The organism is Trueperaceae bacterium (assembly GCA_031581195.1).
GTDB lineage: Bacteria > Deinococcota > Deinococci > Deinococcales > Trueperaceae > SLSQ01.
This window is the reverse complement of sequence record JAVLCF010000001.1, coordinates 37604-51327: the sequence shown is the minus strand read 5'-3', so window position 1 is coordinate 51327 and position 13724 is coordinate 37604. Positions and strand designations below refer to the sequence as shown.

Below are 13724 nucleotides of genomic sequence, written 5' to 3'. Positions count from 1 at the left end.
CCTTTCGCGGGTCAGGACGAGGAGAAGGGATCGGCGGCGTCGCGCAGGCCGTCCCCGAGGAAGTTCATGGACAACACCGCGACGACGACCGCCCCACCGGGCAGGAACAACCAGGGGGCGGTCGCGACGGAGCGGATGTTCTGCGCCTCCTGGAGCAGCACGCCCCAACTGATGACCGGTTGGCGAAGCCCGAGCCCGAGGAAGCTGAGGGCGGTCTCGGCGAGGATCATGGCGGGGATGGCGAGCGTGACCGCCGCGATGACGTGCGACAGGAACGACGGCACCATGTGGCGGAACATCACGCGCCAGGGGCCTGCGCCGTCGAGGCGGGCGGCGCGCACGAAGTCCTCGTTCTTGAGCGACAGGAACCGCCCCCGCACCACCCGGGCGAGCCCGGTCCAACCGATGAGGGAGAGGATGAGGGTGATGTAGAAGTAGATCAGGACCGGATTCACGTCCTTGGGCAGGGCGGCGGCCAGGCCGATCCAGAGGGGGATCGAGGGGATCGACTGCAGGAACTCGATGACGCGCTGAATGAGGGTGTCGGTCGCCCCGCCGTAGTACCCCGAGAGCCCCCCGAAGATCAGGCCGAGCACGAGGCTGGCGGCGACGCCGACCAACCCGACGGAGAGCGACACCTGCGCACCGATCAGGGTCCGCGAGAACATGTCGCGCCCCAGCCGGTCGGCGCCGGTGAGGTACATCGGCTGGTCGGGAACGGCGGGTCCGAACAGGTGGCGGTCGGCGGGGAGGAAGCCGAACAGTTCGTACTCCGCGCCGCGGGGGAAGAACCGAATGGGCACGACCGTCTCCTCGTCGGTCTCGAACACGCGCCGACCGGAGTCGTAGTCGATGCTCACCTCGAGGCCGTACACGTAGGGCCCGAAGATGCGGCGTCCGTCGTCGTCGGTCCGGAGCCAGTGCACCGGCTGGGGGGGCGCGTACGTGTAGGACGACTGGTACTCGTTCGGACCGAACGGTGCGAGGAACGGAGCGAAGGCCGCGCCGACGTACAGCGCGACCGTCAGGACCGCGCCGACCATCGCGAGGCGGTGCCGTCGGAACCGTCGCCACACCAGCTGGGTGGGGGTGACGACGCGGGGGGCGGGGGCGCCCGCGTCGGGCGTGGGGTGGGCGCCCGTCATCGGTAGCGGATCCTCGGGTCGAGCCACGCGAGCAGCAGGTCGGAGACGAGCGTCCCGACGACGGTGAGGACGCTCAACATCATCACGAAGCTCCCCGCGAGGTACATGTCCTCGGCGCGGAGCGCCTCGAGGAGGAGGGGGCCGGTGGTCTGCAGACTCAGGACCACCGAGACGATCGTCGCGCCCGACACCATCTGCACGAACACGTCGTTGAGGCTACTGACGAAGGGGTTGAGCGCGATCCGGAGCGGGTACTTGCGGATCGCTTCGCGCTCGCGGAGGCCCTTCGCGCGGGCGGTGACGACGTAGGGCTTCTTGAGTTCGTCGAGCAGGTTCGCGCGCACGACGCGGATCAACCCGGCGGTGCCGGCGGTGCCGAGGACGACCATCGGGAGCCACAACTTGGAGAGGAAGTCGCCGAGTTTGGCGAGCGACCAGGGGGCGTTGACGTACTCGGGGGAGAACAACCCCCCGACGCTGGTACCGAAATAGCGGAACGAGACGTACATGAGCACGAGCGCAAAGAGAAAATTGGGGATGGCGAGGCCGATGAAGCCGAGGATCGTCGCGAGCATGTCGCCGATCGAGTACTGCCGAACGGCGGAGTACACGCCGATGGGGATCGCCACGATCCACACCAGCAGGAGGCTCGAGAAGGAGACGACGAACGTCATGGCGAGGCGCGGCCAAATGAGTTCGTTGACCGGGAGGTCCCACTGGAAGGAGAACCCGAAGTCGCCGCGCGTGACGATGCCCGACGCCCAGTCCCAGTACTGCACGATCCACGGGCGGTCGAGCTTGTAGAAGGCGCGGATGCGCTGCTCCTCCTCCGGCGTGACGACCTGGCCGCTCTGGCGGGCGGCGAGCACGTACGTGTCGGCGTAGTCGCCGGGGGGGAGCGTGATGACGGCGAACGCCACGATCGACACCGCGAACAGCGTCGGGATCATGTACAACAGGCGGCGCACGAGGTAGCTCGTCATGGGGCCTCGCTTCGTGGGGGCGACCCCACGGCGCGCGGAGGCGCCGTGGGGTCGGTCGGGCGGGGGGTCGGGGGGACGTCCCTCGGCTCAGTCGCCGAAGTAGAACGTCTCGAAGTTGGCCGGCCCGGGGCCGGGGTACAGCCAGCCGCCGATGACGGGGTCGGGCACGTTGCGGAGGTCGTCGTTCACGACGCGGTAGTCGCCCTCGGGCATCGCGAGACCGAGGACCCAGAGACCGTCGGCGTGGAGTTGCAGCAGCTCCTCCATGCGCTCGGTCTGCACCTCGTCCGACGGGGCGGTCGGGATGAGGGAGACGAGTTCGATCATGCGCTGGATGTCGCTGGGGGGCGTGACGACGGGGTTCGAGGGCTCGGTGCCGAAGACGTTTTCCGCACCCCAGGCGTACCAGCCGTAGGCGGCTTCGGGCACGTACTCGTCGGCCGCGAGGATCGGCAGCTGACCGGTGCCGTTCTCGCCGGCCCAGACGTACGCGTCGACGTCGTTGCCCTGGCGGGCGGAGCGGGAGAACTCGTCGCTACCGGCGATGACGTTGACGTCCAGGCCGACCGCTTCCCAGTCGCGCTCGATGAGCTGCATGACGTCGGCCCAGTCGGGACGGAAGCCGGTGTTGACGAGGACGTTGAAGGTGAACGGCTCGCCGTTCAGGAGGCGCATGCCGTCGGCGTCCTTCTCGGGCAGGACGCGGTCGAGGTGCTCCGCGGCGCGCTCGGGGTCGTGCTCGGTGAACTGCGTGGCGAGCTGCTCGTTGTAGAACGGGCCGGAGCGCGGCGCCATCTGGTGCGGCGTGCCCTGGCCGACGTACACGGTGTCGATGACGTTCTGGCGGTCCATGGCGAGCGACAGCCCGACGCGGAAGTCCTTCTCCTGGAAGAGCTCGGCGCGCTCGGTCAGGTCGTGCGTGTACTTGACGTGCAGCAGCATGTGGTTGTGGTCGGAGTTGACGACGTCGATGAAGCGGTACTCGCCCTGGTCCTGCGCGTCGAAGAGGACCGCCTTGTTCGAGGGCTGGCAGACGTCGCGGCGGCAGAAGTGGTCCTGCCCCTCCATCGTGCGGAGCACGCGGACCTCTTCGTCGGGCGTGAGGCTCCAGGTGCGCTGGTCGACGTAGGGCAGCTGGTTGCAGTCCTCGTCGACCTTGAAGAAGTACGGGTTGCGCTCGAAGGTGAAGCGCTCCTCACCGATGAACGACGCGGTGGGGATCCACGGCGTCATGAGCGGGCGCTCGGGGTTGTTGTACTCCGAGTCCTGCCCGTAGCGACCGATGTTCGCGGCCCACCACTCGTTGTAGTCGTCGTAGCCGTCCTCGGCCATGATCGCTTCGACCGCCTCGGGGTTCTTCTTCATCGAGAACTGCTCGAGGTAGTGCGCGGCGAACTGGGTGAGCTGCACGCCGTAGCTGGTGGAGAGGTTCTGCAGCAGCGTGGAGTTGGGGGCGTCCCACGAGAGCGAGAAGGTCAGGTCGTCGATGATCTCGACGTTCGGCTTCTGCCCGTCGACGAGGAGGTAGTCGTTGCAGCAGTTGTACGGCTCGAAGGCGACCTCGTCGAAGTAGAAGGCGATGTCCTCGGTCGTGAACCGGTGGCCGTCGCTCCAGCGAAGACCGTCGCGCAGCGTGAACGTGTACGAGCTGCCGTCCTCGGAGACCTCCCACCCGGAGGCGATGTTCGGGACGACCTCGCTGCCGTCGGGGCTCCAGCGCACGAGGCCCTGGTAGCCGAACTGGCGGAACTCCGCGAGGCGGCTGCCGTCGTAGATGTCGAGCAGCTCGCCGCCGTACGTCCCGATGCCGTCGGCACCGGTCAGCACCATCGGGTCGCTCGGGAGGCGCTCGCCGACCGGCGGAAGGTCGCCGGCCTCGACGCGCTCGGTGAGCATGGGGGACTCGCCGTAGGCGTCGCACGTCTGCGCGGACGCGCTACCGAGCAGGACCAAACCTGCAATCCAGAGCAAAAGAACGTTTTTCATGGTTGGGGGACACCCTCCTGGAGCGTGGGACGAGCGAGGCCTCAAGGTCGAATCCGCCCCGCCTCGCCACGGGCGCGGAACACGGGGAGGGTAGGCGCGTGGGGTCAGGGCTCCATCACCCGCGGGTCACGGGTTCGTCACGCCCGACGTCAGGGGTTCGTCACGGGGCCGGCGCGACGGGCGTCCGGCCGCGCGCCCGACGGGCGCCGCGCGTCGAGTGCGCGCGTCAGGTCGGCCGCCGCCCGGTGGACCGAGCGGGCGACCGCCGCGAGGTCCTCGTCGTGGAGTCGGAGACGCGGCGCGGAGATCCCGAGGCTGGCCACGACCCCCCCGGCGGCGTCGCGCACGGGGACGGCGAGGCACCGAACGCCGGGCTCGTGCTCCTCGTCGTCGAGGGCGTAGCCGGCGCGCCGGACCGCCTCGAGGTGGCGTGCGAGGTCGGAGGCGTCGGTCACGGTGTGGGGCGTGAAGGCGACGAGGTCGGGGGGGCGCTCGACGTCGGTGAAGGCGAGGAAGCACTTGCCGAGCGCGGTGCAGTGCAGCGGCATCGAGCGACCCACGCCCGCGCGCACCTGGAGCCCTTCGGCCCGGGCGACGACGTCCTCGACGATGCGGACGGCGCCCCCGTCGAGGACGGCGACGTGGGCGCACTCGCCGGTGACGTCGGCGAGGTCGGCGACGACGGGCCCCGCGCGCTGCACCAGGTCGCGGACCCACCCGTCGGGGGGTGCGGCGGGCCGCACCTTCGCGCCGAGGGCGTACCGGCGCGACACCGGATCGCGCTGGAGGTAGCCGCGGGCCTCGAGGGTCGCCGCGAGCCGCGATGCGGTCGACTTGTCCACGCCGAGCAGGTCCGCGACGTCGGCGACGCGGAGCGCCACCTGGCCCCCGTGGCGCCCGTGATGCTCGGCGAGGTGATCGAGCAGGGCCAGCGCGCGGTTCAGACTGCGGAGGGACGCCATGCCCGGACTGTTGCACGGAACGCCCGGCAACGCGACCCGAGTTGCGCCCTACGCAACGGCGGCCGGTGTCGGTCGTCCCGCGTCATGGTGACGGCGAGTCCATCGCGGACCCGGAGGTCACCGATGCTCACCTCGACGCAGGTCCTTCCCCTCTACGGCGGCGGCGCCTGGTTCGCCGCCGACTCGCCCCTCGTGTCCGACGTCGTCGCCCCCGCCGACGGCGAGGTCCTCGCCCGCGTTCCCTGGGCGACGGAACGCGACGTCGACGCCGTCGTCGGCGCGCTCGTCGCCCACGGCACCGGCCCCCGTCCCGACCGCGCGACGCGCCTCGCGCGGGTCGACGCCCTGCACGGCGCCCTGCACGACGACCGAGACGCCTGGGCCGACCTCGTCGCCCGAGAGGGCGGCCTCACGCGCCCCACCGCCGAGGCCGAGGTCGCGCGGGCCCTCCGGTGCGTCGCCCTCGCCCGGGAGGAGGGGCGCACTCTCGACGCCCCCACCGACGTTCCGGGCGCCCCCGACCTCCAGGGGCACCGCGTGCCCATCGGCGTCGTCGCCGCCGTGCTCCCTGCGAGCCACCCGGCGTCGGAACCCGCCGCGCACGTCGCCCGCGCCCTCGCGGTGGGGGCCCCCCTCGTCGTGAACCCGTCGATCCGCGGCGCGCTCGCGGCGCAGTGGCTCGTCGAAACCGCCCTCCGCACGGGGCTTCCGCCCGGCGCCCTCGCCCTCGTCCACGGCAACCGCGACACCGCCGACGCCCTCGTCGCCCACCCCGACGTCGATGCGGTGTCGGTCGCCGGACCCCGCGACGACACGACGCCGATCGCGGCTCGCGCCCACGCGCGCGGCCTTCCCGTCCTCCACCGCACCCCCCGCCGACTCGTCGTGTGGGTCGGCCCCGAGGCGAACCTCGACCGCGTCGCGGCGGCCCTGACCTCCGCCCTCCTCGGCCCCGCCGCCGGTCGCGGCCTGCTCCCGGTCCACGTCCTCGTGCCCCCACGGAGCGACGCGCCGCTCGCCGCGGCGCTCGATGCCGCCGCGGCCACCTTCCCCGACCCGTACGCCGCGCGAACCCCCGCCACCCGCGCGACCCTCGACGCGCTCACCGCCGCCTACCCACGCGGGGTGCCCGTCCCCTCCGGCCGGCGCGGCGCGGCGACCCCCAGCTTGCGACGCCTCCCCCTCGCGTTGCAGACCGACCCGCACGACGGTCCGGCGCGCGCCGTGACGAGCGCCGGCCTCCCCGTCGTCTTCACGACCCCGGTCCCGTCGGCGTCCGACGCCCTGGCCGCCCTTCGCCACTGGCCGATCGTCGACGAGGTCGCGCTCGTCGGGCACGGCGACGCCACCGCCGCCGCCGTCGCGGCGCTGCGCGGCATCCCCCTCGTGAGCGTCGATGCGCCTCTGGACGGCGCCACGCTCGCGCCGGCCGGCTCCACCGAGGTCTTCGACCCCGACCCCCTCGCGCTCGAGACGCGCCTCATGACGCGCGCCCTCCGCGTCACCAGCCCCCCGCGGTAGCCTGCCGCATGCACCTCCACGCCCTGTACGTCCACCCCGTCAAGGGCGCGCGCGGCGTCGCCGTCGCGACCGCGGAGGTCCGCCCCCGCGGCCTCCGGTACGACCGCCGCTGGATGATCGTGGACGGGGACGGGCGCTTCGTCTCGCAACGCACCCACCCGCGCCTCCGGGCGCTCGTCCCGCACCTCGGGGCGGACCGCCTCACGCTGGCGCTCGACCCCGCCGCCGACCCCACCCTCACCCCCACCACGACGCCGCCCCCGCTCGACCTCCCGCTGGACGCGCCGGCGACCGCCGACCGCCACGCCCGCGTGTGGGGCGACGACGTCGCCGTCGCCGGGTGCGGCCCCGACGCGGACGCCTGGCTCGCCGCCTGGCTCGGGCCGGGGTACGCCCTCGTCCGCCACCCCCGCGACGCCCACCGGCCGGTCGACCCGGCGTACGGCCGCGACGGCGACGCCGTCGCCTTCGCCGACGGCTTTCCCTACCTCGTCGTCACGACCGCCTCGCTCGCCGCGCTGAACGCGGCGGCGGGGCGGACGTTCGACGTGGCGCGCTTCCGCGCGAACCTGGTGGTGGACGGCGCGACCCCCTGGGCGGAGGACCGCTGGACCCACCTGCACGTGGGGGACGCCGCGTTCGAGCTGGTGAAGCCCTGCGTCCGCTGCGTCGTCACGACCCTCGATCCCGCCGGCGCCCCCGCACCCGAGGCGCCCGCCGCCGCCCGCGAACCGCTCGCGACGCTGGCCCGCCTCCACGCCACGTCGAAGGGGCCGGCGTTCGGCGTGAACGCCCTCGCTCGCGAGGGCGGCACCCTCTGCGTCGGCGACCCCGTCGACGCCCGCGAGGCCGCCCCCGCGACGTCGCCCGCCGACGGCGGCGACCCGGGGACGGCGGGGTAGACTCGGCGGCACCGTCACGGCGCGGCCGCGACCCGCACCCGCGCCCCGCCGCGCCGCACTGCGCACCGTTGCGCCGACCCGAGGAGGCCTGGTGAAGTCGACGCACCGCACCCCGTCCCCCGCGCCCCCCCGGGCGCGCCGCCGCCGAGGTCCGGCGTGCTGAGCGCCGCGGTCCTCGTCGGCTTCGCGGTCGCCGCCCTCGCCCCGTTCGCGACCCCCCACCTCGGGGCGCGCGCCGGGTGGGTGTGGGCCACCCTGCCCGCCGCCCTGGCGACCTGGTTCGCCGCGCAGGTCCCCCAGGTCCGCAGCGGCGCGCCGCTCGAGCAGGCGATCCCCTGGCTCCCGAGTCTCGGCATCGACCTCGCCTTCCGCCTCGACGGCCTCTCGCTCGTCTTCGCGTTGATGATCACGGTCATCGGGACCGCCGTCGTGATCTACGCCGGCGGGTACCTCCGCGGCGACCGACAGCTGCCCCGCTTCTACCTGTTGTTGCTGTCCTTCATGGCCGCGATGCTCGGCGTCGTCGTCGCCGACGACCTGATCTCGCTGTTCGTCTTCTGGGAGTTGACGAGCCTCACCTCATACTTCCTGATCGGCTACGAGCACGAACGGACATCGAGTCGGGATGGAGCGCTGCAGGGGCTCCTCATCACCGGCTCGGGGGGCCTCGCCATGCTCGGGGGGTTCCTGCTGATCGGACGTGACGTGGGCACCTTCCGCATTTCGGAGATGCTTGCCGAGCCCGCAGCGTTGACCACGTCGCCGATCTACCTCCCTGCCCTGATCCTCGTTGCGCTGGGGGCGTTCACGAAGTCGGCCCAGTTCCCCTTCCACGTGTGGCTTCCCAACGCGATGGCCGCCCCCACGCCCGTGTCGGCGTACCTGCACAGCGCGACGATGGTCAAGGCCGGCGTCTACCTCCTCGCCCGCCTCGCGCCGGCGATGGGCGGCACCGCCGTCTGGTTCGGGTTGTTGACCGGCGTCGGGACCGCCACCCTGCTGGCGGCCGCCACCCTGGCGCTGCTGCAACGCGACGCGAAGCGGCTGTTGGCCTACTCGACGTTGATCGCGCTGGGCGCGCTCGTGGTCCTCCTCGGGGTCGGGGGGACCGATGGCGCGAAGGCCATGGTGGTGTTCATGGTGGCGCATGCGCTCTACAAGGCGCCCCTCTTCATGGTGGCCGGCAGCATCGACCACGAAGCGGGGAGCCGGGACGTGACCGAACTCAGGGGGCTTGGGCGGGTCATGCCGGTGACCTGGGCGGTTGCCCTCTTGGCAGGTGTCAGTGCCGCCGGCCTCCCTCCGCTGCTCGGGTTCGTGGCGAAGGAGGTGGCGTACGAGACGCTCCTCCCGCACGCATGGGGCCTCGCCGCGCTCGTTGCAGCGAGTGCCGTGATGATCACGATCGTGGTGCTCGTCGCGTGGCGCCCCTTCGCGGGACGTGAGACCACGGCACCCCGATCGCCGCACGAGGCGCCCCCGTCGATGTGGCTCGGTCCCGCCGTGCTGGCTGCCCTGGGCATCGGATTCGGCTTCGCACCCGACGTGCTCGCGCAAGGATTGCTCGTGCCGGCGACCCGCGCGATCCTCGGGGCGGACGCGTCGTTCCATCTGGCACTCTGGCATGGGGTGAACACGGCGTTGATCCTGTCGATCGTGACGGTCGCGATGGGCGTGCTCCTGACGCTCGCGTGGGGACCCCTGCACCGGTTCCTCGTGGCGCGCCTTGGCGGCGTTCGATTCGGTCCGGCGGGTGCGTACCTGGGGTTCCTCGATGGATTGAGGCACCTCGCCGCATGGCAGACGCGGGTGCTGCAATCCGACGATTTGCAGCGTCACTTGACGACGATCATCGGGTTCGCCGTGGCGCTCGCGGCCGGAACGGCCTTCGTGCGAGGCGGCATTGCGTTCGACCTTCCGCCCGTGTCCGGCACGCTGTACGAGTTTCTCATCCTCATCCTCGTCGTCGTGGCCGCCCTGGCGACGGTGACGGCGCAGACGCGCCTGCGCGCCATCACGTCGCTCGGTGTCGTCGGGTTCGGCATCGCCCTGGTGTTCATCATGTTCTCCGCTCCCGACCTGGCCGTGACGCAGTTCCTGGTGGAAACGTTGATGGTGATCGTCGTGGCGCTCGTCCTCATGCGTCTTCCCAGCACGCTGCTTCGCAAGCCGTCGGAGCGCTTCGTGCCCGCGTTCGCTGCACCCATCGCGGTGCTGGGCGGTGGGCTGCTCACCGTCCTCCTCCTCAGCGTGCTGAGCGTGCCCCTCGACCGGACGATTCCCGCGTTCTACGACGCAGCCTCGTACCCCGAGGCGAAGGGGCGAAACGTCGTGAACGTCATCCTCGTCGACTTCCGTGCGCTCGACACGCTCGGCGAGATCACCGTTCTCGCCGTCGCAGCGACCGGCGCGTTCGCGCTCCTGCGGCGCATCGGGGCGCGCGAGGCGCGGGACGTGGCGTACACCGCACCGCGCGGCAGCGGGGACGACGACGAGGCGGGCGACGGGGAGCGTGACGCGTGAACAGTCTGATCCTCCGCACCACGACGCGCCTGCTCATCGGCGTGCTGCTGCTCTTCTCGGTCTTCCTCCTCCTGCGTGGTCACGATCTGCCCGGAGGCGGCTTCATCGGTGGCCTCGTGGGCGCTGCAGCCATTGCGCTGTACGCCATCGCGTACGGCTACGAGCACGCCTTCGCCCTCCTCCGGATTCGACCCCGCACCCTGATCGGCGTGGGCCTGTCGCTCGCCGTTCTGGCCGGCATCCTCGCCGCCTTCGCAGGGGAACCCATGCTGACCGGATTGTGGTGGATTCGCGACGTGGGCCCGTGGACCGTGAAACTCTCCACGCCGCTGCTGTTCGACGTCGGCGTGTACCTCGTGGTGATTGGCGTGGTGCTCCGCATGCTGTTCTCGCTGGAGGAGCACTGATGGAACTGCCCCTCGCGCTCACCGTCGGCGTGTTGTTCGGTTCGGGGTTGTACCTCGTGCTGCAACGCAACCTGCTTCGCCTCATCTTCGGCCTGATCCTCATGTCGGGCGGCGTGAACCTCGCCCTCTTCGTGGCGGGTCGCCTGACGCGCGGTCGCTCCCCCTTCGTGCCCGAGGGCACCTACGCCCCACCCGTGGGGGCGGCGAACCCCCTCCCGCAAGCCCTGATCCTCACCGCCATCGTGATCAGTTTCGGGTTGACGGTCTTTGCGCTCGTGCTGCTCCTCCGCACGTACGAGCGGCTCGGGACGGTGGAGACCGACGAACTGCCGCTCCGCTTGCGTGACCCGCACCCTCCGGCCGTGTCGCTCCCCGCGTCGAGCGGTCCGCGCGCCACGCCCGCCCCGGAATCGTCGGGCGGAACCTCCGATTCGGAGGTCAGCCGTTGACGTGGCTCCTCGTCTCGCCCATCCTGATTCCGCTCGCCGCGGCCGCCGTCTCGTTCGCACTTCCCGAGCGGCGCATGGCGCAACGCGCGATGGCCGTGGGTGCGAGTGCGCTGCTGCTCGCCACGTCGCTGCTCCTCCTCGTGCAGGTGGCGACGCGCGGCATGGTGGTCATGCAGGCGGGCGATTGGCCCGCCCCGTTCGGCATCACGCTCATCGCCGATCACCTCGCCGCCATCATGGTGGTCATCAGCGCCATCATGGCGCTCGCCACCGCCGTGTACGCCCTCGTCGACATCGACCCTGCCCGCGAGGGTCTCGGGTATCACCCGCTGTTCCTCGTGCTCGTCACCGGCATCAACGGCGCCTTCCTGACGGGGGACCTGTTCAATCTGTACGTCTGGTTCGAAGTCCTGCTGATTTCGAGTTTCGTGCTGCTGACGCTCGGCAACCGCCGGGCGCAGCTCGAGGGGGGCCTCACGTACGTCGCGGTGAACCTCGTTTCGTCGCTGTTCTTCCTCGTATCGATCGGCGTGACGTACGGCCTGACGGGCACGCTCAACATGGCGGACCTCGCGATCGCGCTGAAGGACGTCCCGACCGACCTGGTGACGACGCTGTCGATGCTGTTCCTCGTCGCGTTCGGCATCAAGGCCGCCATCTTCCCGCTGTTCTTCTGGCTGCCCGCGTCGTACCACACGCCCCCCGTCGCCATCAGCGCGATCTTCGCCGGGATGCTCACGAAGGTGGGGGTGTACGCCCTCCTTCGCGCGTTCACGCTGCTGTTCACGCAGGACGTGTCCTGGACGCACAACGTGCTCCTATGGCTGGCGGGCGCCACCATGGTGACGGGCGTGCTGGGCGCCGCGGCGCAGAACGAGATTCGCAAGATCCTGTCGTTTCACATCATCAGCCAGATCGGCTACATGATCATGGGCCTCGCCCTGTTCACCCCGCTCGCACTCGCCGGCGCGGTGTTCTACCTCGTGCACCACATCATCGTGAAGGCGAACCTGTTCTTCGTGGCCGGTCTCGTACGGCGCATGGGGGGGAGTTTCGACCTGAAGAGGCTGGGAGGGTTGTACCGCCACTCGCCCCTCCTGTCGATCCTCTTCATCGTTCCTGCCTTCAGCCTCGCGGGCTTCCCACCCCTCTCCGGCTTCTGGGCGAAGCTGGTGCTGGTCCTCGCGGGCGTGGAGGTGGGCAACGGGGCGATCGTCGCCGTTGCGCTGGTCGTGGGTTTGTTGACGATCTTCTCCATGACGAAGATTTGGCAGGCGGCCTTCTGGTCGCCCGCGCCCGAAGGGGTGACGCTCTCGAGGTTGCCGCAGAGGCGCTTGTGGGTTCCCGTCGCAATGCTAGCTGGGTTGACGGTCGTCATCGGCCTGTTCGGTGCACCGTTCATGAACCTCGCGGAAGCGTCGGCGGCGGAACTCCTGAACCCGGCGGGCTACGTCGAGGCGGTCCTCGGTGCGGACGCTGCCGAGGCGTACGCCGCGCCCGTCGCGGTGGAGGAGGCACCATGACGATGTTCGCGGTGAACCTGATCCTCGCGATCGTATGGGCGCTCGCCACCGGATCGCTCTCCGAACGCAACCTGGTGTTCGGGTTCGCGGTCGGCATGGTCGTGTTGCATCTCATCGGTGCCGCGGTGGGCGATCGTCGGTACGTCGAGCGGCTCTTCCGGATCGTGCACCTCGTCGGGATCTTCCTGCGCGAGTTGGTGTCGTCGAGCGTGCGGGTGGCGGGCGACGTGCTCCGTCCCGAGTTGCGCATGACGCCTGCGGTCATCATGGTGCCCCTCGACCTGACCGAGGATGCGCACATCACGCTGTTCGCCAACCTCATCTCCCTGACGCCTGGCACCCTCACCATCGACGTGGCCGACGACAAGAGTTGCCTGTACGTACACGCCATGTACGGTCGCGATCCCGACGCGTGGGTCGACGAGATCAAGCGCACCTTCGAAACGCCGATTGCGAAGGCCTTCGCATGATGTGGGCGGGCGAAACCACCCTCCTGACGGTCGTAGCGGGCGTGTCGCTCACGCTCGTGGCCGTCTCCCTCCTGCTTGGGTTCGTGCGGGTCCTGCGCGGCCCGAGCCTACCGGACCGGGTGTTGGCGCTCGACATGATTGGGCTCGCTTCCGTGTCGGTCATCGTGCTCATCGCCCTGATGAGCGACCAGCCGATCCTCATGGACGCCGCCATCGCCCTCGCGCTCGTCTCGTTCCTCGGGACGTTGGCGTTCGCCCGCTTCATCGAACGACGCGACCGGGGGGACACCGATGATTGACGTCCTCGCCGTCGCCCTGATGCTGAGCGGCGCCTTCTTCGTGTTCGTCGCCGCCCTCGGAGCGGTGCGGTTCCCGGACCTGTTCCTGCGCATGCACGCCGCGACGAAGGCCGGCACGCTCGGTGCGGGCCTCGTGGTCGCGGCCGCCGCCCTGGTGTTCGGCACGACGGCGGTGGCGACGAAGGCGTTGCTGGTGTTCGTGTTCCTCCTGCTCACCGCCCCCGTCGCGGCGCACGTCCTGGGCCGCGCGGCGTACTACGACGGCGTCCCCCTGTGGGACCGCACCGAGGTCGACGCCCTCGAGGGCAAGTACGACCCCGCGATCCTGGAGAGGACCGCCGGCGGAGGCGGCGAGGGCCGGACCGACTGAGTCGGGCCCGACCCCACACCGCGCACGACGTCGCCCCCGAGCGCTCGGCGCGGGGGCGACGGGGAGAAGGGAATCGCGCGCCCCATGGCGGCGTGTTCACGGGGGCGAGGACGCAACGTCGATGAGCGGGGTGCGGGTCGCGTCGTCCCTTCTGGCTCCACCCTGCCGGGCCCGTGTTACGCCA

General features: G+C 70.9%; 13 protein-coding genes. 9 read left to right on the top strand and 4 right to left on the bottom strand.

Annotated features, from left to right (window positions below):
- Nucleotides 1-11 precede the first annotated feature (11 nt).
- From RI554_00260 to RI554_00245, 4 genes are all read right to left on the bottom strand, one after another.
- Nucleotides 12-1145 (bottom strand): ABC transporter permease, encoded by a 1134-nt coding sequence (locus RI554_00260; GenBank protein MDR9390441.1) that lies wholly within the window; start codon nucleotides 1143-1145, stop codon nucleotides 12-14.
- On the bottom strand, nucleotides 1142-2128 hold the full coding sequence (locus RI554_00255) for an ABC transporter permease (GenBank protein MDR9390440.1): 987 nt from the start codon (nucleotides 2126-2128) through the stop codon (nucleotides 1142-1144). Before RI554_00255 ends, RI554_00260 begins: the two co-directional genes overlap by 4 nt.
- Nucleotides 2129-2215: 87 nt before the next feature.
- The gene (locus tag RI554_00250) at nucleotides 2216-4114 is read right to left on the bottom strand and encodes an ABC transporter substrate-binding protein (protein ID MDR9390439.1); all 1899 of its coding nucleotides are present in this window, start codon (nucleotides 4112-4114) and stop codon (nucleotides 2216-2218) included.
- Nucleotides 4115-4263: 149 nt separating this feature from the next.
- The gene (locus tag RI554_00245; protein MDR9390438.1) at nucleotides 4264-5076 is read right to left on the bottom strand and encodes an IclR family transcriptional regulator; all 813 of its coding nucleotides are present in this window, start codon (nucleotides 5074-5076) and stop codon (nucleotides 4264-4266) included.
- Nucleotides 5077-5199: 123 nt separating this feature from the next.
- Here RI554_00245 and RI554_00240 point away from each other — a divergent pair, with 123 nt between their 5' ends.
- The 9 genes from RI554_00240 (at nucleotide 5200) to mnhG (ending at nucleotide 13540) form a co-directional block, all read left to right on the top strand.
- Complete coding sequence (locus RI554_00240) at nucleotides 5200-6597, top strand: aldehyde dehydrogenase family protein (protein ID MDR9390437.1); 1398 nt, start codon at nucleotides 5200-5202, stop codon at nucleotides 6595-6597.
- Between the two features lie 8 nt (nucleotides 6598-6605).
- A complete protein-coding gene (locus RI554_00235; protein ID MDR9390436.1) occupies nucleotides 6606-7499 on the top strand; it encodes an MOSC domain-containing protein in 894 nt (297 codons plus the stop codon).
- Nucleotides 7500-7655: 156 nt separating this feature from the next.
- Nucleotides 7656-10022, top strand: coding sequence for a putative monovalent cation/H+ antiporter subunit A (locus RI554_00230; protein MDR9390435.1), 2367 nt, complete (start codon nucleotides 7656-7658; stop codon nucleotides 10020-10022).
- Nucleotides 10019-10429 carry a Na+/H+ antiporter subunit B gene (locus RI554_00225; GenBank protein MDR9390434.1) on the top strand — a complete coding sequence of 137 codons (411 nt, stop codon included), beginning with the start codon at nucleotides 10019-10021 and terminating at the stop codon, nucleotides 10427-10429. The genes RI554_00230 and RI554_00225 overlap by 4 nt, the downstream gene beginning before the upstream one ends.
- A complete protein-coding gene (locus RI554_00220; GenBank protein MDR9390433.1) occupies nucleotides 10429-10878 on the top strand; it encodes an NADH-quinone oxidoreductase subunit K in 450 nt (149 codons plus the stop codon). The genes RI554_00225 and RI554_00220 overlap by 1 nt, the downstream gene beginning before the upstream one ends.
- Nucleotides 10875-12401: a Na+/H+ antiporter subunit D gene (locus tag RI554_00215; GenBank protein MDR9390432.1), complete on the top strand. Its 1527-nt coding sequence runs from the start codon at nucleotides 10875-10877 to the stop codon at nucleotides 12399-12401. Before RI554_00220 ends, RI554_00215 begins: the two co-directional genes overlap by 4 nt.
- Complete coding sequence (locus RI554_00210) at nucleotides 12398-12871, top strand: Na+/H+ antiporter subunit E (protein MDR9390431.1); 474 nt, start codon at nucleotides 12398-12400, stop codon at nucleotides 12869-12871. The genes RI554_00215 and RI554_00210 overlap by 4 nt, the downstream gene beginning before the upstream one ends.
- Complete coding sequence (locus RI554_00205; protein MDR9390430.1) at nucleotides 12868-13170, top strand: cation:proton antiporter; 303 nt, start codon at nucleotides 12868-12870, stop codon at nucleotides 13168-13170. Before RI554_00210 ends, RI554_00205 begins: the two co-directional genes overlap by 4 nt.
- On the top strand, nucleotides 13163-13540 hold the full coding sequence (mnhG, locus tag RI554_00200) for a monovalent cation/H(+) antiporter subunit G (GenBank protein MDR9390429.1): 378 nt from the start codon (nucleotides 13163-13165) through the stop codon (nucleotides 13538-13540). The genes RI554_00205 and mnhG overlap by 8 nt, the downstream gene beginning before the upstream one ends.
- Nucleotides 13541-13724 lie beyond the last annotated feature (184 nt).

Excerpts from the sequence above, each read along its gene's own strand:
- mnhG (MDR9390429.1), top strand. The coding sequence starts at position 13,163 with ATGATTGACGTCCTCGCCGTCGCCCTGATGCTGAGCGGCGCCTTCTTC.
- RI554_00235 (MDR9390436.1), top strand. The coding sequence starts at position 6,606 with ATGCACCTCCACGCCCTGTACGTCCACCCCGTCAAGGGCGCGCGCGGC.
- RI554_00205 (MDR9390430.1), top strand. The coding sequence starts at position 12,868 with ATGATGTGGGCGGGCGAAACCACCCTCCTGACGGTCGTAGCGGGCGTG.
- RI554_00250 (MDR9390439.1), bottom strand. The coding sequence starts at position 4,114 with ATGAAAAACGTTCTTTTGCTCTGGATTGCAGGTTTGGTCCTGCTCGGT.
- RI554_00240 (MDR9390437.1), top strand. The coding sequence starts at position 5,200 with ATGCTCACCTCGACGCAGGTCCTTCCCCTCTACGGCGGCGGCGCCTGG.
- RI554_00255 (MDR9390440.1), bottom strand. The coding sequence starts at position 2,128 with ATGACGAGCTACCTCGTGCGCCGCCTGTTGTACATGATCCCGACGCTG.
- RI554_00210 (MDR9390431.1), top strand. The coding sequence starts at position 12,398 with ATGACGATGTTCGCGGTGAACCTGATCCTCGCGATCGTATGGGCGCTC.
- RI554_00245 (MDR9390438.1), bottom strand. The coding sequence starts at position 5,076 with ATGGCGTCCCTCCGCAGTCTGAACCGCGCGCTGGCCCTGCTCGATCAC.
- RI554_00260 (MDR9390441.1), bottom strand. The coding sequence starts at position 1,145 with ATGACGGGCGCCCACCCCACGCCCGACGCGGGCGCCCCCGCCCCCCGC.
- RI554_00220 (MDR9390433.1), top strand. The coding sequence starts at position 10,429 with ATGGAACTGCCCCTCGCGCTCACCGTCGGCGTGTTGTTCGGTTCGGGG.